Origin of the sequence: Pseudomonas migulae (assembly GCF_043225285.1) — a bacterium.
Classification (GTDB): Bacteria; Pseudomonadota; Gammaproteobacteria; order Pseudomonadales; family Pseudomonadaceae; genus Aquipseudomonas; species Aquipseudomonas migulae_C.
The window spans coordinates 3,148,328-3,170,146 of the sequence record NZ_CP171224.1 but is presented as its reverse complement, the minus strand read 5'-3'; the positions used below and the strand labels follow the sequence as shown (position 1 = coordinate 3,170,146).

The following is a 21,819-nucleotide window of genomic DNA, read 5'->3' as shown; positions in this document are numbered from 1 at the left end:
ATCACCTGAAGTGTTACGGGGCGGGCTTAAAGCTTGTTCCACGCCATGTGCCAGTGCGCACCGACGCCAGGTTCGAACCCGTTGGCGGACGGGATGTACTGTTTGCAGTAACCGGCTTCGGCGCCCTGCTTGCACTCAAAGACTTCATTGGTCTTCGGTTGCAGCACTTTGGTACCGGCCTTGTACTCGCTGAGACCTTCGGGGAACACGAAGTCGTAGTCGGCACCGGCACCTTCGCCGGTCAGAGTGGTGGTCTGGGTGTCCTGGCGCGTGGTTCGGCCATCCAGGGTGGTGCCAACCAGCGTTAGGGTGTGTTTGCCTGGGTTGCTGCGAACGTCCATCGCGAGACCGCTGGTGCCGCTGTCTACCTGAGCCGAGGTCGAACCGACGGGCTTGTTGTTCTCATCGAACAAGGTCGCTTCGACGTTCATTTTGCGATTGGAGATCATGCTGAAATCGACCTTGGCGAGGCCTTTATCCAGAACATATTCGGCTTGCTGAGAGGCGACCGACAGGCGGGCGGCGGCGTCTTCCTTCATGTCCAGCTGGACTTCGTAACGGGTGACGCCGCTTTCTTTCTGCGCATACAGGGTGTTGCTGCCACGAACCGGCGTGATGGTGCCGGATTCATCACGGATGCCTGCGCGGATGAGCGTGTGAGTTGCGTTGATTTTTTCTGCCAGTTTGAACGCCCAGTTGTTCGGCGAACCTTCCTCGGCCGTATCAATGGTGATTTCGACGTCGTAAGCCGGGCTGACGCCATTGGCAGAGAATGCGCGGGCCTTGACCTTGTCACCGATCAGCAATTGAGTCGAAGGCGCGATGCCGCCAACGGAGGACCAGCCACCCGGCAATACTTCACCAAGGATGTTCACATCGACTACGTTGTAAAACGCCGCGTCGGTATCACCGACGGTCCAGATCCCCAGGATGACGTGCTGGCCAGACTTGTCTTCAGGAATGGTGCAGTTGTGTTTTGCACCGGACACCGGAAGCTGGTGATTTCCGTCGACGACGCAGAACGGCGTACTTTCGAACGAGGCGCGCTTGAGGGATTCGTTAACGCTCCAGCCATTACGAGTGATGAAGTACTCGTGCTTGGTGGCTGGATGTGCCTGGGTGTAGCGCCATTGAAAATCAATGTTGCGATCCTTGATTTCCGTCAATTGCCAACGGGTAGCGGATTGAGCATCCAGAGCTGAGAACGCCGGGTGACTGCCACTGGCGATCTCACCGTCTTTCGGTCCAAGTCCTACACCACCGCCACTGCCGGCCGGGAAACCTTTGAAAGTTTCACCGACACTTTGAGGTTCATATTGGGCGTTGCCACACTCTTTGTTATCCCCTTTCTGGCAGAGCAGTGCACGCGACGGTGGAACTTCCATATAGCCATGCGCCGAAACAGTTTGGGACGCCAGCATTGCCGATAACAGGATCATTGGAGAGGCGTATGCGGTTAACGCACCTCCCCTGAAGAAAATTTTTTTCATGATTGTGTTCCAGACTACTTACCGAAAATTAAGGCGCCTCATGGGCGCCGCTGTTCGTAATTTCGTTGGGTGGGCAGCACCGAACGAAGGTCTGAAACCTTACTGGGATGAAAGAATTTTCTATGTAGGACAAGTCGCCGCTTGAGTGAGGATTAATCTCTCCAATAACTTCTCTGACAAAGGAAGAAAGAATTCTTACAACAAAAAACGCATTTAAAAGCGGTGGGTTACACAGGCAAAAAAAAGCCTGTCCGGTGGTTAACCAGGACAGGCTCGTTGGAACGGGAAGCGACTACTCGTGATACTGCGCCGACAACTCATGCACCGCACGCAGGAATGCACCCGCATGTTCCGGATCGACCTCAGGAGTGATGCCATGCCCGAGGTTGAACACGTGGCCGCTGCCCTTGCCGTAACTGGCGAGAATCCGCCCCACTTCGCTGCGGATGGCTTCCGGTTTGGCGTAGAGCACGGTCGGGTCCATGTTGCCTTGCAGCGCAACTTTGTCGCCGACGCGAGCGCGGGCGTTGCCGATGTCGCAGGTCCAGTCCAGACCCAGCGCATCGGCACCCGAATCAGCGATGCTTTCCAGCCACAGGCCGCCGTTCTTGGTGAACAGGATGACCGGCACTTTGCGACCTTCGTGCTCGCGGATCAGGCCACTGACGATTTTGCGCATGTAAGCCAGGGAGAATTCCTGGTACGCCGCCGCCGAAAGATTGCCGCCCCAGGTGTCGAAGATCTGCACCGCTTGCGCACCGGCCATGATCTGGCCGTTGAGGTACGAAGTCACCGACTGCGCGAGCTTGTCCAGCAGCAGATGCATGGCTTGCGGGTTGTCGTAGAGCATGGCCTTGGTCTTGCGGAAGTCTTTCGACGAACCGCCTTCGACCATGTAGGTGGCCAGGGTCCACGGGCTGCCGGAGAAGCCGATCAGCGGCACGCGACCGTTGAGTTCGCGGCGGATGGTGCTGACCGCGTCCATCACGTAGCCGAGGTCTTTGTGGGGATCAGGAATCGGCAGGGCTTCGATGTCGGCCAGGGTGCTGACGACTTTCTTGAAGCGCGGCCCTTCGCCGGTCTCGAAGTACAGGCCCTGGCCCATGGCGTCCGGGATGGTGAGGATATCGGAGAACAGGATCGCCGCGTCCAGTTGCGGATAGCGGTCGAGCGGCTGCATCGTGACTTCGCAAGCGAACGCCGGGTTCATGCACAGGCTCATGAAGTCACCGGCCTTGGCACGGCTGGCGCGGTATTCCGGCAGGTAACGGCCGGCTTGACGCATCATCCACACAGGGGTGACGTCTACGGGTTGCTTGAGCAGTGCGCGCAGGAAACGGTCGTTCTTCAGGGCAGTCATGTCGGCATCCGGAAAAAAAGTGCGGGCATTTTCTCAGAGCCGGACGCAAAAGGCACGGCAAGCGCCGCACCTTTTGTCTATCGGGTCAATTTGTCGCGGGGGAATACAGTGTTTGGCAACACCCTGAAACCAATGTGGGAGCGAGCCTGCTCGCGATGAGGGCTTCACATTCAACATCTATGTTGACTGATCCACCGCTATCGCGAGCAGGCTCGCTCCCACAGGGTTTGGCGTCGCCTAATCAGACGCCCAGGTAATCCAGGATCCCTTCAGCCGCATTACGGCCTTCGAAGATCGCCGTCACCACCAGGTCGGAACCGCGAACCATATCACCACCGGCGAAGATTTTCGGGTTGCTGGTCTGGTGCTTGAACTGACCCTGTTCCGGCGCCACGACGCGGCCCTGGCTGTCGGTCTGGATGCTGAACTGCTCGAACCACGGCGCCGGGCTTGGACGGAAACCGAAAGCGATGACCACCGCGTCGGCCGGGATGATCTCTTCGGAACCCGGGATCGGCTCGGGGCTGCGGCGGCCACGGGCGTCCGGTTCGCCGAGACGCGTCTCGACCACTTTCACGCCTTCAACCTTGTCTTCACCCACGATGGCGATCGGCTGGCGGTTGTAGAGGAATTTCACGCCTTCTTCCTTGGCGTTCTTCACCTCTTTGCGCGAGCCCGGCATGTTCGCTTCGTCACGACGATAAGCGCAGGTCACCGACTTGGCGCCCTGGCGGATCGAAGTACGGTTGCAGTCCATCGCCGTGTCGCCGCCGCCCAGTACCACGACCTTCTTGCCTTTCATGTCGACGAAATCTTCCGGCGACTTTTCAAAGCCCAGGTTGCGGTTGACGTTGGCGATCAGGAAGTCGAGCGCGTCATGCACGCCCGGCAGGTCTTCACCGGCAAAGCCGCCCTTCATGTAGGTGTAGGTGCCCATGCCCATGAACACGGCATCGTATTCTTCGAGCAGTTGCTCGACGGATACGTCCTTGCCCACTTCGGTGTTCAGGCGGAACTCGATGCCCATGCCGGTGAAGACTTCGCGACGATTGCTCAGCACGGTCTTTTCCAGCTTGAACTCGGGGATGCCGAAGGTCAGCAGACCGCCGATTTCCGGGTTCTTGTCGAACACCACCGGAGTCACGCCGCCGCGTACCAGCACGTCGGCACAGCCCAGGCCCGCCGGGCCTGCGCCGATGATCGCGACACGCTTGCCGGTCGGCTTGACCTTGGACATGTCCGGGCGCCAGCCCATGGCGAACGCGGTGTCTGTGATGTACTTCTCGACCGAACCGATGGTCACCGCGCCGAAGCCGTCGTTGAGGGTGCAGGCACCCTCGCACAGACGATCCTGCGGGCACACCCGGCCGCAGACTTCCGGCAGGGTGTTGGTCTGGTGCGACAGCTCGGCGGCCTGGAGGATGTTGCCCTCGGCCACCAGTTTCAGCCAGTTCGGAATGAAGTTGTGCACCGGGCACTTCCATTCGCAATACGGGTTACCGCAACCCAGGCAGCGGTGGGCCTGATCGGCCGAATGCTGGGGTTTGAAGGGTTCGTAGATCTCCACGAACTCTTTCTTGCGTTGACGCAACAGTTTCTTCTTCGGATCCTTGCGCCCGACATCGATGAACTGGAAGTCGTTATTCAGACGTTCAGCCATTGTTAAAACCTCATCAAACTCTTCAGGCGCATATCACTGCGGGTTGGCACGGGTGCTGGAAAGCAGCGATTTCAGGTTGGCAGCCTTGGGCTTGACCAGCCAGAAACGACGCAGATAGTCATCGAGGTTCTCGGCGAGTTCACGACCCCACTCGCTATCGGTTTCCTCGACGTACTCGTTCAGCACGTTCTGCAGGTGGCTGCGGTAGGCTTCCATCGCCTCGCCGCTGATCCGCTGGATTTCCACCAGTTCGTGGTTGACCCGGTCAACGAAGGTGTTGTCCTGGTCGAGCACGTAGGCGAAGCCGCCGGTCATGCCTGAGCCGAAGTTGTAACCGGTCTTGCCCAGGACGCAGACGAAACCACCGGTCATGTACTCGCAGCAGTGATCGCCCGTGCCTTCCACCACGGTGTGGGCACCGGAGTTACGCACGGCGAAACGCTCGCCCGCAGTGCCGGCGGCGAACAGCTTGCCACCGGTGGCGCCGTACAGGCAGGTGTTGCCGATGATGGCACTGTCCTGCGTCTTGTAGGCGCTGCCCTTCGGCGGAACGATGACCAGCTTGCCGCCGGTCATGCCTTTGCCGACGTAGTCGTTGGCGTCGCCTTCGAGGTACATGTTCAAGCCACCGGCGTTCCACACGCCGAAGCTCTGACCGGCCGTCCCTTTGAAGCGGAAGGTGATCGGCGCGCTCGCCATGCCCTGGTTGCCGTGTTTGCGGGCGATTTCACCTGAGATCCGCGCACCGATCGAACGGTCGCAGTTGCAGATATCCAGGGCGAAATCGGCGCCGCTCTTGTCGTTGATGGCCGAGGTGGCCATATCGATCATTTTCTCGGCCAGCAGGCCTTTGTCGAACGGCGGGTTGCGGTCGACCTGGCAGAACTGAGGCTTGTCTGCCGGGATGTGATCGCTGCCGAGCAACGGGGTCAGGTCCAGGTGATTCTGCTTGGCGGTCTGGCCTTCGAGAATTTCCAGCAGATCGGTGCGACCGATCAGCTCTTCGAGGGAGCGCACGCCCAGCTTGGCCAACCACTCACGGGTTTCTTCGGCGACGTAGGTGAAGAAGTTCACCACCATGTCGACAGTGCCGATGTAGTGATCCTTGCGCAGCTTCTCGTTCTGGGTCGCGACGCCGGTGGCGCAGTTGTTCAGGTGGCAGATACGCAGGTATTTGCAGCCCAGGGCGATCATCGGCGCGGTGCCGAAGCCGAAGCTTTCAGCGCCGAGGATGGCGGCCTTGATCACGTCGAGGCCGGTTTTCAGGCCGCCGTCCGTCTGCACCCGGACTTTGCCGCGCAGGTCGTTGCCACGCAGGGTCTGGTGGGTTTCGGCCAGGCCGAGTTCCCACGGAGCGCCCGCGTATTTGATCGAGGTCAGCGGCGATGCGCCGGTGCCGCCGTCGTAGCCGGAGATGGTGATCAAGTCCGCATAGGCCTTGGCCACACCGGCGGCGATGGTGCCGACGCCCGCTTCTGCTACCAGCTTCACCGAGACCAGCGCTTTCGGGTTGACTTGTTTCAGGTCGAAAATCAGCTGCGACAAGTCTTCGATCGAGTAGATGTCGTGGTGCGGTGGCGGCGAAATCAGGGTCACGCCCGGCACTGCGTAACGCAGCTTGGCGATCAGGCCGTTGACCTTGCCGCCTGGCAGTTGACCGCCTTCGCCGGGCTTGGCGCCCTGGGCAACCTTGATCTGCAGCACTTCAGCGTTGACCAGGTATTCCGGGGTCACACCAAAACGACCGGTCGCGACTTGCTTGATTTTCGAGCTCTTGATCGTGCCGTAGCGCGCCGGGTCTTCGCCGCCTTCGCCGGAGTTGGAACGCGCGCCAAGGCGGTTCATGGCTTCGGCCAGGGCTTCGTGAGCTTCCGGCGACAGCGCGCCAAGCGAAATGCCGGCGGAGTCAAAGCGCTTGAGCACCGACTCCAGCGGTTCGATCTCGCTGATGTCCAGCGGCGTGGCCAGGGTCTTGACGTTGAACAGGTCGCGGATCATCGACACCGGACGGTTGTCCACCAGCGACGTGTATTCCTTGAACTTGCTGTAGTCGCCCTGCTGCACGGCCGCTTGCAGGGTGTTGACCACGTCCGGGTTGTACGCGTGGTATTCGCCACCGTGGACGAACTTCAGCAGACCGCCTTGCTGGATCGGCTTGCGCGGGCTCCAGGCTTCGGCGGCGAGGGCTTTCTGCTCGGCTTCGATGTCGACGAAACGCGCACCCTTGATCCGGCTCGGCACGCCACGGAAGCTCAGGTCGCAGACTTCCTCGGACAGGCCGATGGCTTCGAACAATTGAGCGCCGCGGTAAGAAGCGATCGTGGAGATGCCCATCTTCGACAGGATCTTCAGCAGGCCTTTGGTGATGCCTTTGCGGTAGTTCTTGAACACCTCGTAGAGGTCGCCCAGCACTTCACCGGTACGGATCAGGTCGCCCAGCACTTCGTAAGCCAGGAACGGATAGACCGCCGAGGCGCCGAAACCGATCAACACCGCGAAGTGGTGCGGATCGCGTGCGGTGGCGGTTTCCACCAGGATGTTGGAGTCGCAACGCAGGCCTTTTTCGGTCAGGCGGTGGTGTACCGCACCGGTGGCCAGGGACGCGTGGATCGGCAACTTGCCCGGGGCGATATGACGGTCGCTCAGGACGATCTGGGTGCGACCGGCTCGAACGGCTTCTTCAGCCTGATCGGCGACGTTGCGCACCGCAGCTTCAAGGCCGACGCTCTCGTCGTAGTTAAGATCGATGATCGCGCGCTCGAAGCCCGGACGATCGAGGTTCATCAGCGAGCGCCACTTGGCCGGGGAAATGACCGGCGAGCTGAGGATCACGCGCGAGGCGTGTTCCGGCGACTCCTGGAAAATGTTGCGCTCGGCACCGAGGCAGATCTCCAGCGACATGACGATGGCTTCACGCAGCGGGTCGATCGGCGGGTTGGTGACCTGCGCGAACTGCTGGCGGAAATAGTCGTACGGCGTGCGCACGCGCTGGGACAGCACGGCCATCGGCGTATCGTCGCCCATCGAACCGACGGCTTCGTAGCCTTGCTCGCCGAGCGGACGCAGCACCTGGTCGCGCTCTTCGAACGTGACCTGATACATCTTCATGTACTGCTTGAGCTGATCGACGTCGTAGAACGCCGAACCATGGTCGTTGTCTTCCATGGTCGCCTGGATGCGCAGGGCATTCTTGCGCAGCCATTGCTTGTACGGATGACGGGACTTCAAGCGGTTGTCGATCGCATCGGTGTCGAGGATCTGACCGGTTTCGGTGTCCACGGCAAAGATCTGACCCGGGCCAACGCGGCCCTTGGCGATCACGTCTTCAGGCTGATAGTTCCAGACACCGATCTCGGAAGCCAGGGTGATGAAACCGTTTTTGGTGGTAACCCAGCGCGCCGGGCGCAGACCGTTACGGTCGAGCAGGCACACCGCGTAGCGACCGTCGGTCATGACCACGCCGGCCGGGCCGTCCCACGGTTCCATGTGCATCGAGTTGTACTCGTAGAACGCACGCAGGTCCGGGTCCATGGTTTCGACGTTCTGCCACGCTGGCGGAATGATCATCCGCACGCCACGGAACAGATCGATGCCGCCGGTGACCATCAGCTCGAGCATGTTGTCCATGCTGGAGGAGTCGGAACCGACGCGGTTCACCAGCGGGCCGAGTTCTTCCAGATCCATCAGATCGTTGGTGAACTTGGTGCGACGGGCCTGGGCCCAGTTGCGGTTGCCGGTGATGGTGTTGATCTCGCCGTTGTGGGCGAGGAAGCGGAATGGCTGGGCCAGCGGCCATTTCGGCAGGGTGTTGGTGGAGAAGCGCTGGTGGAACACGCAAATCGAGGTTTGCAGGCGCTGGTCACTGAGGTCTGGATAGAAGGCGGTCAAATCCGCCGGCATCATCAGGCCTTTATAAATGATGGTCTTGTGGGAAAAGCTGCAGATGTAGTGATCGACGTCGGCGGCGTTGGCCACGGACGAACGACGACGGGCGCTGAACAGCTTGATCGCCATGTCCTGATCGCTCAGGCCTTCACCGCCGATGTAGACCTGTTCGATCTGTGGCAGGCGCTCAAGGGCCAGGCGGCCGAGGACGCTGGTGTCGATCGGCACTTTGCGCCAGCCGACCAGGGTCAGGCCTTCGGCCAGGATCTCGCGGTTCATGTTCTCGCGAGCGGCTTCGGCTTTCACCGGGTCCTGGTTGAAGAAGACCATGCCCACGGCATATTGCTTGGGCAGTTCGACGCCGAAGGTTTCCTGGGCGATGGCTCGCAGGAACACGTCCGGCTTTTGAATCAGCAGACCGCAACCGTCACCGGTCTTGCCGTCGGCGTTGATCCCACCGCGGTGGGTCATGCAGGTCAGGGCCTCGATGGCCGTTTGCAAAAGGGTATGACTGGGCTCGCCCTGCATATGGGCTATCAGGCCGAAACCGCAGTTATCCTTGAATTCATCTGGTTGGTACAGACCTGCTTTCATAGACACTTTCTCACCAGGCTGCCTCTTACCGAGGCAAATTTCTTTTCAATTCAACCACTTACCATCCGCGCCGAACGTACGCCAGCTTTGCGGGGGCAAAAGGGAGGTCATTGTACACACCGACACAGAGGCTCACAAATTTGACGACGAAATGTCGCAAATCTATGTCGCATTTGTGAAAGGTTTAAAGCGATCTGCTGTGCTAGTCAAAACTTTTTTAATTTTGACCGCTACGACTCAAAGACTACTGTGACGCAGACACCACAAGGCACGCGACCTGTAGAGGTGGCATGCGCTTGCAGAAATTTTGAGGTGCCGGGAGAGGCGGCCTGGGTAAGGCCGCCGAATCTTCAGCGAGTTGTTGCCAGTTCCTGTTGGACGCTGGCGACAGTGCGAGGCCAAGGTTTACCAGCCTGAACCTTTGCTGGCAAGGCCTTGATGGCGGTAACGGCTGCATCGCGGTTGGCGAAGTTACCGTAGGTGATGACGTAAAGCGGCTTGCCGTTGAGGACTTTCTTGAAATAACGGTACTCGCCGCCCTGCTCCTTGACGAAGTTCTGTGCGGTCGCTTCGGAGCTGGTGCCGAGGATCTGCACCACGTAATTGCTCGTCGGTTGCCCGGCGTACCAGGTGCCGCCAGCGGCCTTGGTCGCGGTGGCTGGTTTCTCGACCGGCTTGGCGGCTGCGACGGCGGCTGGCTTGGCCGGTGCTGGCGCTGGCGCTGGCTTGATGGCAGGCGCCGTCGGAACCGGCTTGGCGGTAGCGACCTGAGTCGGCGCTGGCGTCGGCTTGGCGGCCGGCGTCGGTGCAGGACCGGCTGGTACGCCCGCAGGCGGCGCGGTAGTGGTTACGGTTGGCGGTGTATCGCTGGAACCCTCGACCGGCACGCCATCGTCGCCTTCGGTGATGCCACCGGCCGCTTCGGCCAACGGACCCCGCATGACCGGCTGCGAATTACCGACCAGCGGCAATGGCATCGGTTGCGAGTTACCGGCGAATTCCACGGCAGGTGCACCGCCGCTGTTCGGTTGTGGCGCGCCCTGGCCGAGAGGCAGTTGCGCCTGTTCGTTGGCAGGAGCGCCGGTGGTCGGTGCTTTGCTGCGACCCGGCATCAGCCAGGCGGCGGCTACCGCGACCACGACGACGGCGGAAATCGCCAATACGTGTTTCTTCGGCATATTGAACCCCATACTTGGACGCTTGACCGCAGAGCGGCTGGCAATCATGGCTTCGATCATTGCATCACGGGCAACCTGGTTGATGTTTCCAGGCCAGCCTTCGGAGCTTTCGTGAATATCAGAGATCTGATCCGCGGTGAAAAGTTCGATACCCCGACCTGCGCCTTCGAGCCGCTGGTCCAGGTATTCGCGAGTTTCTTCTTCGGTGTAAGGCTGCAGCTCGATGACGTGGAAGCGCTCTTCTTCGAGGCTCAACGCCTCGAGTTGCGCAATCAGCGACGACTCGCCGAACAGGAACACGTGCGGGCGACCTTCCGGTGCGCCGGCGGCCAGTTCCATCAAGGCTTCCAGCGCCGACTCGTCGAGTTGTTCGGCGTCATCCACCAGCAGATAGACTTCCTGACCGGTCAGCGCGAGCTGCACGACCTGCGCCAGAATCGGGCCGATTTCCGCCTGGGCGACATTGAGTGCCTGAGCCACCTGGCGCAGCACGCCCGCCGCATCGCCGGCGCCACGGGCGGAAACCACCACGCTCTGCACCGATTGCTTGTTGGTGCTGGCCACCAGCGCCTGACGCAACAGGGTCTTGCCACTGCCTTGCGGACCGGTGACCACCAGCAGCAGCTGGCTGTAGCGGGCCAGGTGATGCAGTTGCCCCAGCACCGGTTTGCGCTGGGCCGGGAAAAATTTGAAGCCAGGCACCCGTGGAGCAAAAGGGTCATGACTCAATTGGTAATGGCCGAGGAAAGCCTCGTCGGCGTGCAAACTAGTCATCGGGATCTTATTAACCTTTAAGCTGAGCCAGGGCGCGGTAGTCCGCTCCCAGCGTGGCCTGTAGAACCTCTTTCGGATAATCGTCGGTCACCACCGCTTCGCCCATGTGGCGCAGCAGCACCAGGCGCAAACGACCGTCGATCACTTTCTTGTCAATTGCCATGTGTTCGAGAAAATCGGCTTCCGTCATCTCTTCGGGCGGGATGACCGGCAGGCCGGCACGCTGGAACAGGCGAATGCCGCGATCACGCTCCTGCTCGCTGATCCAGCCCAGGCGCGCGGACATTTCCAGGGCCATTACGGTGCCAGCCGCCACCGCCTCGCCATGCAGCCACACACCATATCCCATGTGGGTTTCGATGGCGTGGCCGAAGGTGTGCCCGAGGTTCAGCGTGGCGCGTACGCCGGTTTCCTTCTCGTCGGCACCGACCACCGCGGCCTTGGCGGCGCAGGATCGTTCGATGGCGTAGGTCAGGGCGACCTGGTCCAGGGCGCGCAGGCGATCGACGTTCTCTTCAAGCCAGGTGAGGAACGGTTCGTCGCAGATCAGCCCGTACTTGATGACTTCTGCCAGCCCGGCGGACAACTCGCGGGCCGGCAGGGTATTGAGGGAGGCGGTATCGATCAGCACCACGTTCGGCTGATAGAAAGCGCCGACCATGTTCTTGCCCAGCGGGTGATTGATCCCGGTCTTGCCGCCCACCGAGGAGTCGACTTGCGACAGCAGCGTGGTCGGAACCTGGATGAAATCGACACCGCGCTGGTAACAGGCGGCAGCAAAACCGGCCATGTCGCCAATCACGCCGCCGCCGAGAGCGATGACGGTGGTGCGACGGTCATGCCGTGCAGTCAGCAGGCCGTCGAAGATCAGTTGCAGGGTTTCCCAGGTCTTGAAGGCTTCGCCGTCCGGCAGCACCACGGAAATCACCGAGAACTGTGCGAGGCTGCGGGTCAGACGTTCGAGATAGAGCGGCGCAACGGTTTCGTTGGAGATGATCGCCACTTGCCGCCCGCGAATATGCGGGGCCAGCAGCTCAGGCTGATCCAACAAACCTTCGCCAATATGAATCGGGTAGCTGCGCTCGCCTAGATCGACCTTGAGTGTCTGCATGTGTCCCCACAGTGAAGATGAATCAGGCGTCCTGCCTTGAGTTATCGAATGTCCACGGCATCTGCTGGTGTGACGCCGTTCGGTAGCCTTGCGCCACAACCTTGGGCGATCGCGACGGGACGCCGAGGATAGCGCATTTCGCGCTGCGCTTTAACGGGGAGGCAGCTGCTGCAAGCGTTCAAGAATATCAAGCACCACCATCCGCGGCGGCCGCTCATCGGTTTCCACCACCAGATCGGCGATTTCCCGATAAAGCGGATCGCGCAGCTCCAGCAGATCCCGAAGTGTCTTGGCCGGATCAGCTGTCCGCAACAAGGGGCGATTGCGATCGCGGGCAGTGCGCCCGACCTGCTGCTCGACGGAAGCATGCAGATAGACCACCCGACCACCGGCATGCAGCGCCCGACGATTGGCTTCGCGCATCACTGCACCGCCGCCGGTCGCCAGCACCACGCCATCGCAGCCGCAGAGCTCGGCAATCATCGCCTGCTCGCGGTCGCGGAAGCCTGGCTCGCCTTCCTTATCGAAAATCCACGGGATATTGGCGCCCGTGCGCAATTCAATTTCCTTATCGGAATCTTTGAATGGCAGGCGCAGCTCTTTGGCCAGCAACCGGCCGATGGTGCTTTTTCCAGCCCCCATCGGTCCAACAAGAATCAAATTTCGCACAGAATCAATGACTCACAGCAATCGCCTGGTTGTTCATGATACGCGGAGTGAGAAACACCAGCAGCTCGGATTTTTTCTCCGAAACCACGTCACGCCGGAAAAGGCGGCCAAGATACGGCACATCGCCGAGAAATGGCACCTTATCTACAACCTTGCTCTGAGTATTTGAGAAAACGCCACCGATCACGATGGTCTCGCCGTCATTGACCAATACCTTGGCGTTGACCTCGTTTTTCTTGATCGGCGGTACATCCTGCACTTTGTTGAGGTAGTCCGGCTCGTCCTTGGTGACCTTGACCTCCATGATGATCCGGTTGTCCGGGGTGATCTGCGGCGTCACTTCCAGCGACAGCGAAGCCTCCTTGAACGACACCGAAGTCGCGCCGCTGGAGCTGGCTTCCTGATAGGGAATCTCGGTGCCCTTGAGGATTTTCGCGGTTTCCTTGTCGGACGTGACCACCTTGGGCTGCGAGACGATTTCGCCGTTGCCGGTCTTCTCCATCGCGGTCAGCTCGAGATCCAGCAGCACATTGTCGGTGATGAACGCGATACCGAGCCCCGAGGTGTTGGAGGCAGTGCCCATGTCGACGAACGGCGAGTTGGTGCTGGTGCTGCCGGGCGTGCCGATGGTCGACGAGGCATTGGCACCATTGCTGACTCCGGAGGTGTTCCAGTTGCCCTTGTTCTGTATCGATCCGCCCCAGCGCACGCCAAGGCTTTTGTCGTAGTCGACGTTGGCTTCGACGATCCGCGCCTCGATCATCACCTGGCGCACCGGAATATCCAGTTGCGCGACGATACGACGAAGCTCGTCGAGGCGATCCTGGGTCTGGTAGGCAATGATGTTGTTGGTCCGCTCATCGACAGTGATCGACCCCCGCTCATCGACTTTCGCTTCGGCACTGGTCACCGACTGGAACAACTTGGCGATATCGGCGGCCTTGGCGTAATTGACCTGCAGCAGCTCGCGACGCAGGGGCGCGAGTTCGGCAATCTGTTTCTGCGACTCCAGTTCCTGGCGCTCGCGCGCGGCAATTTCATCGGCCGGCGCCACCAGCAACACGTTGCCGATCTTGCGTTTGTCCAGACCTTTGGTTTTCAGCACCAGATCCAGCGCCTGATCCCAGGGCACGTTCTGCAGGCGCAGGGTGATGCCGCCCTGCACTGTGTCACTGGCCACGAGATTGAGGTTGGTGAAGTCGGCGATCAGTTGCAGTACCGAGCGCACGTCGATGTCCTGGAAATTCAGCGAGAGCTTTTCACCGGTGTAGGCAAACCGCTCGGCGTTGCGTTTCTGCAAGTCATCGACAGTCATCGGGCGGATGCTGACGGTCAGCTTGTTGTCGGTCTGATAGGTCGAGTAGTCGAACGCGCCGCTGGGCTCGATGCTGATGGTCGCCCGATCCCCGGTGGCACTGGCGTTGACGAATTGCACGGGCGTGGCGAAGTCCTTGACGTCCAGGCGCACCCGAAGCGGTTCAGGCAATTGGGTCCTGGCGAAGCCGAGGACAATCCGGCCATCGCGTTCCTGAATGTCCGGGGCGATGGACGGGTCCGACAGATCGATGACCACATTGCCTTCACCCTGGGTGCCGCGCTGGAAATCCACGCCGCGAATCGACTTGCTCACCGGCGCATACGCCTTGGCCGGTGCCGGGGTTGCCGTGGCGACACGCGACGGCTTGGCGGCCGGTGCAGAAGCGGCGTTACTCGATCCACGCCCGACCACGACAAACAGATTGTTGCCTTCGACGCGAGCCGTGTACGGGGTCAATTGCGTCAGGTTGATGATCAGTCGCGTGCGGTCCTTGGCCTCCACCACCGTAGCGCTGCGGGCATTGCCGCCGCCCAGGTCGCGGGTCTTGCTTGCCAGCTGACTGACGACGCCGGGCAGGTCCAGGGCAATGCGTGCAGGTTGCTCCGTCGTGTAGCCATGGGGTGCCGGCGGCGCGCCATCGAATGACAGCTTCAACTCGATGCGGTCCCCCGGAAGCGCAGCGACATCCAGCGCTTTGAGATTGGCCGCGTGCACCATCGGTGACAGCAACGCTATCCATAGCGAAATTCCGAAGGTTGCGAAAATCCTGTTCATTATTCGAGTTCCACTATGAGTGCTCTTTCAAAGGGATGGTCCGCGGACGCTCCAGCCAGGCGCCTTCGCCGTCGGGAACGATTTCGACCACATCGACTTGCGAGGCGCTGATGGCAATGATCCGGCCATCGTTACGCCCCAGGTAATCGCCGACTTTCAACCGATGCACACCGCCCGCACCGCGCAACAGCGCGAAGGAACCAGCCGCATTGGAAATCGTGCCGACCATTTCAAACTGCTCGATGTTGAAACCTTCGAGGTACTGCTTGACCCGACCAGGATCAGGTTTGACGTTGCGCGAGCCGCGTTTTTGACCCGCCAGATCGACCTTGACCTGCCGGGAGAAAGGGCTCCGCAGGTTGGCGGCGTTGTAGGTGAACGTTGGGTAAGACCGGAATGTCGGCGTTGGTTCAATCTTGCCCGGCGCACGCAAACGCATTTCGTTCATGTACGCGTCCAGGTCGCTGAAGTCATTGCCGCCGCCACAACCCGCCAGAGCGGCCAACAGCGCGATGATCGCAATCGAACGAATCGGGGTCATTTCTGCAGCCCCTTGTCGTTGTAGCGATACGTCTTGGCGAGGATGCTCATGCGCAACTTCGGACCGCCCTCGGGGTTGGCCGGTGCAAGGTCGAAGTCATGCAGGGTGACGATTCGCGGCAACCCGGCCACGCCACTGACGAAGGTAGCGAGGTCGTGGTACGCCCCGGTGACGGTGATCTGGATCGGTAGTTCGATGTAAAACTGCTGGGTAACTTCCGGCAACAGCTTGATCTCTTCGAACTCCAGGCCGCTGCCCAGGCCGGTGCGGGTAATGTCCTCCAGCAGGCCAGGCACTTCGGTGTCGCTGGGCAATTGCCGCAACAGGACGCCAAAGGAGTTTTCCATCTCCTTCATCTGCTGGACGTAAAGCTCAAGGTTCGCCGCCATGTGCGCCTTGGTGGCGAATTGCTCCTTGAGGGTCGTCTCTTCCTCGCGTTTGAGGTCGAGCTGACTTTCAAGGTCGCTGATCGAAAAGCTGTAACCCAGCGCGAACACCAGAACCATCAGCAGGACACCGGCCAACGCCTTGATGGCGGCCGGCCAGGAGCCCATGTTGTTGGTGTCCAGGTCGTTGATGTCGATCTTGCGCAGGTTTTCAAACCATTCGGCCGGACTCATTGGGCGGCCTCCACGGCGGCAGGCTGGGTCTGACGAACGCTCAACTGGAAGACGTTGGCCTGATCCAGCTGGCCGGCGGTCGTCGCCTTGACTTCCGTCAGCGTGGGGGCGTCGAACCAGTCGGAGGCATCCAGATTGCGCATCAGGTCCGACACACGATTATTGGAATCCGCCGCACCGGTAATGGACAGGGTTTTACCCTCCATTTTGACCTCGGTGAAATACACCCCGTCCGGCAAGGTACGCGCCAGCTGATCGAAGATCCGCCCGCTGATCGGGCGATTGCCCTGCAAGTCCTGGATGATGCGCATGCGCTCGACGAGTTGCTGGCGCCGGGCTTTCAGTTCGCTGATCTGCTTGATCCGTTCGTCCACCACCACGATCTGCTTGCCGATGTAATCGTTGCGCGCAACTTGTCGGTCGATGGCACCACTGATGGCCTGGTTTGCAATCAGCACGGCCGCCACCGAACCCACCAACACACCAACCAGCGCCAACAGAAAGCGTTTGCGACGTTGTTCGCGGAGTTCTTCGCGCCAGGGTAAAAGGTTGATCCGCGCCATCAGTCGAAACTCCTGAGGGCCAGTCCGCAGGCGATCATCAGCGCGGGTGCGTCACTGGCCAGCGCACCGGCGTTGACCTTGCTGCTCAGGGTCATGTCCGAAAACGGATTGGCCACTTGCGTCGGCGTGCCCAGTCGCTGCTCGATCAAGCGATCCAGGCCCGGAACCGAGGCGGTACCGCCGGCCAGCAGGATGTGATCGACCGCGTTGTACTGACCCGAGGCAAAGAAAAACTGCAGTGAACGCGACACTTGCTGCACCAGCGCATCGCGAAACGGCTGCAACACTTCGCTGACGTAATCATCCGGCAGGCCGCCCTGTTTCTTCGCCAGCCCCGCCTGCTCGGTCGTCAGGCCGTAACGACGCTGGATTTCTTCCGTCAACTGGCGACCGCCGAACAACTGTTCCCGGGTGTAGATGATCTTGCCGTTGTGCAGCACGCTCAGGGTGGTCATGGTCGCGCCGATGTCGACCACGGCGACGGTCAGTTGCTCCTGGGCCGCGGCCAGATGCCCGGTGAGCAAACCGAACGAACGCTCCAACGCGTAGGCCTCGACATCGACCACGCGCGCGGTCAGGCCGGCGAGCGCCAGGGCCGCTTCGCGGACTTCGACGTTTTCCTTGCGACAGGCCGCCAGCAGCACATTGACCCGCTCGGGGTTGCGTGCCGACGCGCCCTGGACTTCGAAGTCGATGGCCACTTCGTCCAGCGGATAAGGGATGTATTGATCGGCTTCGATCTTCAGCTGGTTTTCCAGCTCATCGTCGGAAAGACCGGCGTCCATTTCGATGGTCTTGGTGATCACCGCGGAACCGGCCACGGCCACGGCGACGTTCCGCAGACTGGTCCGGGCCTTGAGCAACACGCGCGTGAGTGCCTGGCCCACGCCTTCGAGCTCGGCGATATTCTTCTCGACCACCGCGCTCGCCGGCAGCGGCTCTACCGCATAGGCCTCGACCCGGTAGCGGTCGCCCTGTCGGCTCAGCTCCAGAAGCTTTACCGACGTGGAGCTGATGTCGATCCCCAACAGCGTATTGGCCTTTTTATTGAAGAGTCCTAGCACTACCAATTCCCTATGACTATCCGTGAGTTACGGACTCTGTAATGTCAATTGCGTTCAATCCACCCGTCTTGACAGCAGCGCAAATGACGCCCCCCGACGTAAAAATGCTTATAATGCCCAGCGTTTTTTTCCGCTTTTTACGCAAAGCGCAGGTCGTTCTACGTTTACCCTGAGCCCTGATGCCTAACTCATTCTTTGCCCTGGATATCCCAAAGCCTTGATTCGTCTGCTGAAATTTTTCGGTTGGTCCATCGTCGCCGTTTTCTGCGGACTGCTCCTGGGTCTGAGTGGCGCGTATCTTTACCTTAGCCCTGGATTGCCGTCTGTGGAGGCACTGAGAAGCATTCAGTTGCAGATTCCCTTGCGCGTCTACAGCAGCGATAACAAGTTGATCGCAGAATTTGGCGAAATGCGCCGCACTCCGATCCGTTTCGCCGACATTCCCCCCAACTTCATCAATGCGTTACTAAGTGCTGAAGACGACAATTTCGCCAACCATTACGGTGTCGATCCCAGCAGCCTGATGCGCGCCGCCACCCAACTGGTTAAAAGCGGCCACATTCAATCCGGCGGCAGCACCATCACCATGCAGGTGGCGAAGAACTTCTTCCTGACCAGCGAACGCAGCTTCTCGCGCAAAACCACCGAAATCCTTCTCGCCCTGCAGATCGAACGGCAACTGACCAAGGACGAGATCCTTGAGTTATACGTGAACAAGATCTATCTGGGTAACCGTGCTTACGGTATTGAAGCCGCCGCGCAGGTTTACTACGGCAAATCGATTCGTGACGTCAGCCTCGCGCAGATGGCGATGATCGCCGGCCTGCCGAAAGCCCCTTCGCGCTTCAACCCGCTGGCCAACCCGGCGCGCAGTAAAGAGCGCCGCGACTGGATCCTCGGGCGGATGTACAAGCTCGGCAAGATCAGCGAGACCGACTACACCGCTGCAATCAACGAGCCGCTGAACGCCAGCTATCACGTGCCGACCCCGGAAGTGAACGCACCGTACATCGCTGAGATGGCCCGCGCCGAAATGGTCGGCCGCTACGGCAGCGATGCCTACACCGAAGGTTTCCGCGTTACCACTACCGTGCCGAGCAACCTGCAGGAAATGGCCAACACCGCGCTGCACGAAGGCTTGATGACTTACGATCAGCGCCACGGCTATCGCGGTCCCGAGTCGCGCCTGCCGGGCAAGACCCGTGAAGCCTGGGCCACCGAACTGACCAAACAACGCACGATCAGCAGCCTTGAACCGGCCATCGTCACCCAGGTCGACAAGAACGGCCTGCAAGTGATGACCCGCACCGGCGACGGACACGTTGGCTGGGACAGCATGAAATGGGCGCGACCATTCCTGAGCACCAACAGCATGGGCGCCAACCCGAAACAGCCGGCGGATGTCGCTCAGGTCGGCGACCTGATTCGCGTGCAACGCCAGCCGGACAACTCGCTGAAGTTCAGCCAGATCCCACAGGCACAAGGTGCACTGGTGTCCCTGGATCCACAGAACGGCGCCATTCGCTCGCTGGTCGGCGGCTTCGCTTTCGAGCAGAGCAACTACAACCGCGCCCTGCAAGCCAAGCGTCAGCCGGGCTCGAGCTTCAAGCCATTCGTCTACAGCGCCGCCCTGGACAACGGCTACACCGCCGCCAGCCTGGTGAACGACGCACCGATCGTGTTCGTCGACGAATACCTGGACAAGGTCTGGCGCCCAAAGAACGACACCAACACCTTCCTCGGCCCGATCCGTCTGCGTGAAGGGCTCTACAAGTCGCGCAACCTGGTGTCGATCCGACTGGTACAGGCGCTGGGCGTTGATCGCACCATCGACTACATCAGCAAGTTCGGCTTCAACAAGCAGGACCTGCCGCGCAACCTGTCGCTGGCCCTGGGCACCGCGACCCTGACGCCGATGGAAATCGCCACCGGCTGGAGCACGTTTGCCAACGGCGGCTTCAAGATCAGCCCCTACATCATCGACAAGATCGAGAGCCGCAATGGCGACACGCTGTTCGTCGCCAACCCGCCGAGCGTACCGAAGGGTGACGTCGCCACCGACGGGATTGCCGCCCCGGCCGCCGAGGCCTTTACGGTCAACGCGACGCCGGGCGAGGTTGCCGGCCAGCCAGCGCCTCAGGCACCGGCCGTGGCTGAACGCATTGTCGATGGCCGCACCACTTACATCCTCAACAGCATGCTGGAGGACGTGATCAAACTCGGCACCGGCCGCCGCGCATTGGCCATGGGCCGTCCCGACATCGCGGGCAAGACCGGTACAACCAACGAATCCAAGGATGCCTGGTTCTCGGGTTACAACGCCGATTACGTGACGACCGTCTGGACCGGTTTCGACCAACCGGAAAGCCTCGGCAAGCGCGAATTCGGTGGCACCGTCGCCCTGCCGATCTGGATGAACTACATGTCCGCCGCGCTGAAGGACAAGCCGCCACATACGCAAGCGGAGCCGGAAGGCATTCTCAGCCTGCGGGTTGATCCGGTCAGCGGCCGGGCAGCCACCCCAGGCACGCCTGGCGCGTACTTCGAGCTGTTCAAGGCCGAAGACACGCCACCGTCTGTGAACGAGCTGGGTAACGGCAATGCGCCGGGCAGCCCGCTGCCTGCGGATGAAGCGGCGCCGATCGATTTGTTCTGATCGCTGCAGCGTTCGAAAAGCCCCGCCTTCGAGAGAAGTGCGGGGCTTTTTTTCGCCTGTGGTTTTTGCATTGCATGACCCGGCCCCTTCGCGAGCAGGCTCGCTCCCACAGGGAAACGCATTCCAAGTGTGGGAGCGAACCTGCTCGCGAAGGGGCCCGCTTAGACGACATATAAACCACAGGCAATAAAAAACCCCGACTCACAAGAGCCGGGGCTTCGGTTGAAGCGTTACAACGACTTAGCCGTTGAACACGTCATCCACGCTTTTCAGCGGGTAGTTCTTCGGATACGGCAGGGTTGCCACGCCGGTCTCGATCGCAGCCTTGGCCACGGCATCGGAGATCAGGGTGATCAGACGCTTGTCCATTGGCTTCGGAATGATGTACTCACGACCGAATTCCAGCTTGATACCGCCGTAGGCGTCGCACACTTCCTGAGGAACCGGCAGCTTGGCCAGTTCACGCAGGGCGTTGGCCGCAGCCACTTTCATTTCTTCGTTGATGCGCTTGGCGCGAACGTCCAGGGCACCACGGAAGATGAACGGGAAGCCCAGCACGTTGTTGACCTGGTTCGGGTAGTCCGAACGGCCGGTTGCCATGATCACGTCACTACGGGTGGCGTGTGCCAGTTCCGGGGAGATTTCCGGATCCGGGTTCGAGCACGCGAACACGATCGGGTTGGCCGCCATGGACAGCAGGCCTTCAGCGCTCAGCAGGTTCGGACCGGACAGACCGACGAACACGTCTGCGCCTTGCAGGGCGTCAGCCAGGGTGCGCTTGTCGGTCGCGTGAGCGAAGACAGCCTTGTACTGGTTCAGGTCGTCACGGCCGGAGTGGATCACGCCGGTACGGTCGACCATGTAGATGTTTTCGATGTTGGCGCCCATGCTCACCAGCAATTTCATGCAGGAGATGGCGGCCGCACCGGCGCCCAGGCAGACGATCTTGGCGTCCGGAAGGGTTTTGCCAGCGATTTCCAGGGCGTTGATCATGCCGGCCGCCGTCACGATGGCGGTACCGTGCTGGTCATCGTGGAAAACCGGGATGTCGCACTGTTCGATCAGGGCACGTTCGATCTCAAAGCACTCAGGTGCCTTGATGTCTTCGAGGTTGATGCCACCGAAGGTGATGGAGATGCGCTTGACGGTGTCGATGAAGGCTTGCGGGCTTTCGGAGTCGACTTCGATGTCGAAAACGTCGATGCCGGCGAAGCGCTTGAACAGCACGCCTTTACCTTCCATCACTGGCTTGGAAGCCAATGGGCCGAGGTTACCCAGGCCGAGAATCGCGGTGCCATCGGAAATGACTGCAACCAGGTTGCCTTTACCGGTGTATTTGTAGGCCAGTTCAGGATCGCGGGCGATTTCGCGTACTGGTTCGGCTACGCCGGGGCTGTAAGCCAGCGACAGGTCGCGGGCGGTAGCGGTGGCCTTGGTGAGCTCGACACTCAGCTTACCTGGACGAGGATGGGCGTGATATTCGAGAGCGGCAGTTTTCAAATCAGACATGGGGGCATTCCGCTTTTACTGTTGGACAGACTGGTCAGCGAGGATACGCGCCT

Annotated in this window: 14 protein-coding genes; 1 reads left to right on the top strand and 13 read right to left on the bottom strand. The window is 60.5% G+C overall.

Going from position 1 to position 21,819, the window contains the following annotated elements; all coding sequences use genetic code 11:
• Positions 1-26: 26 nt before the first annotated feature.
• The 12 genes from gbpA to ACF6ZU_RS14660 form a co-directional block, all read right to left on the bottom strand.
• The gene (gene gbpA, locus ACF6ZU_RS14715) at positions 27-1,490 is read right to left on the bottom strand and encodes an N-acetylglucosamine-binding protein GbpA (protein WP_392893564.1); all 1,464 of its coding nucleotides are present in this window, start codon (positions 1,488-1,490) and stop codon (positions 27-29) included.
• A gap of 292 nt (positions 1,491-1,782) precedes the next feature.
• Positions 1,783-2,850, bottom strand: coding sequence for a uroporphyrinogen decarboxylase (hemE, locus tag ACF6ZU_RS14710; RefSeq protein ID WP_392893562.1), 1,068 nt, complete (start codon positions 2,848-2,850; stop codon positions 1,783-1,785).
• A 241-nt stretch (positions 2,851-3,091) separates the two neighbouring features.
• Positions 3,092-4,510 (bottom strand): FAD-dependent oxidoreductase, encoded by a 1,419-nt coding sequence (locus tag ACF6ZU_RS14705; RefSeq protein ID WP_192226859.1) that lies wholly within the window; start codon positions 4,508-4,510, stop codon positions 3,092-3,094.
• 33 nt (positions 4,511-4,543) lie between these two features.
• Positions 4,544-8,989, bottom strand: a complete 4,446-nt coding sequence (gene gltB, locus ACF6ZU_RS14700) for a glutamate synthase large subunit (RefSeq protein ID WP_392893560.1) — start codon at positions 8,987-8,989, stop codon at positions 4,544-4,546.
• Between the two features lie 350 nt (positions 8,990-9,339).
• Positions 9,340-10,941 carry an AAA family ATPase gene (locus tag ACF6ZU_RS14695; RefSeq protein WP_392893558.1) on the bottom strand — a complete coding sequence of 534 codons (1,602 nt, stop codon included), beginning with the start codon at positions 10,939-10,941 and terminating at the stop codon, positions 9,340-9,342.
• A 10-nt stretch (positions 10,942-10,951) separates the two neighbouring features.
• The gene (gene aroB / locus ACF6ZU_RS14690; RefSeq protein ID WP_017336126.1) at positions 10,952-12,052 is read right to left on the bottom strand and encodes a 3-dehydroquinate synthase; all 1,101 of its coding nucleotides are present in this window, start codon (positions 12,050-12,052) and stop codon (positions 10,952-10,954) included.
• 150 nt (positions 12,053-12,202) lie between these two features.
• Positions 12,203-12,721 (bottom strand): shikimate kinase AroK, encoded by a 519-nt coding sequence (aroK, locus tag ACF6ZU_RS14685; protein WP_392893557.1) that lies wholly within the window; start codon positions 12,719-12,721, stop codon positions 12,203-12,205.
• Between the two features lie 4 nt (positions 12,722-12,725).
• Positions 12,726-14,813 carry a type IV pilus secretin PilQ gene (gene pilQ / locus ACF6ZU_RS14680; protein ID WP_392893555.1) on the bottom strand — a complete coding sequence of 696 codons (2,088 nt, stop codon included), beginning with the start codon at positions 14,811-14,813 and terminating at the stop codon, positions 12,726-12,728.
• A gap of 13 nt (positions 14,814-14,826) precedes the next feature.
• Complete coding sequence (locus ACF6ZU_RS14675) at positions 14,827-15,354, bottom strand: pilus assembly protein PilP (RefSeq protein ID WP_392893553.1); 528 nt, start codon at positions 15,352-15,354, stop codon at positions 14,827-14,829.
• Positions 15,351-15,974, bottom strand: a complete 624-nt coding sequence (gene pilO / locus ACF6ZU_RS14670; protein WP_392893551.1) for a type 4a pilus biogenesis protein PilO — start codon at positions 15,972-15,974, stop codon at positions 15,351-15,353. The genes ACF6ZU_RS14675 and pilO overlap by 4 nt, the downstream gene beginning before the upstream one ends.
• Positions 15,971-16,537, bottom strand: a complete 567-nt coding sequence (locus ACF6ZU_RS14665) for a PilN domain-containing protein (protein WP_392893549.1) — start codon at positions 16,535-16,537, stop codon at positions 15,971-15,973. Before ACF6ZU_RS14665 ends, pilO begins: the two co-directional genes overlap by 4 nt.
• Positions 16,537-17,601 carry a pilus assembly protein PilM gene (locus tag ACF6ZU_RS14660; RefSeq protein WP_392893548.1) on the bottom strand — a complete coding sequence of 355 codons (1,065 nt, stop codon included), beginning with the start codon at positions 17,599-17,601 and terminating at the stop codon, positions 16,537-16,539. The genes ACF6ZU_RS14665 and ACF6ZU_RS14660 overlap by 1 nt, the downstream gene beginning before the upstream one ends.
• A gap of 220 nt (positions 17,602-17,821) precedes the next feature.
• Here ACF6ZU_RS14660 and ACF6ZU_RS14655 point away from each other — a divergent pair, with 220 nt between their 5' ends.
• Positions 17,822-20,257 carry a penicillin-binding protein 1A gene (locus ACF6ZU_RS14655; RefSeq protein ID WP_392893823.1) on the top strand — a complete coding sequence of 812 codons (2,436 nt, stop codon included), beginning with the start codon at positions 17,822-17,824 and terminating at the stop codon, positions 20,255-20,257.
• A 240-nt stretch (positions 20,258-20,497) separates the two neighbouring features.
• On the opposite strand, the gene ACF6ZU_RS14650 is transcribed toward ACF6ZU_RS14655, so the two are convergent.
• Complete coding sequence (locus ACF6ZU_RS14650; RefSeq protein ID WP_392893546.1) at positions 20,498-21,766, bottom strand: malic enzyme-like NAD(P)-binding protein; 1,269 nt, start codon at positions 21,764-21,766, stop codon at positions 20,498-20,500.
• Positions 21,767-21,819: the final 53 nt, after the last annotated feature.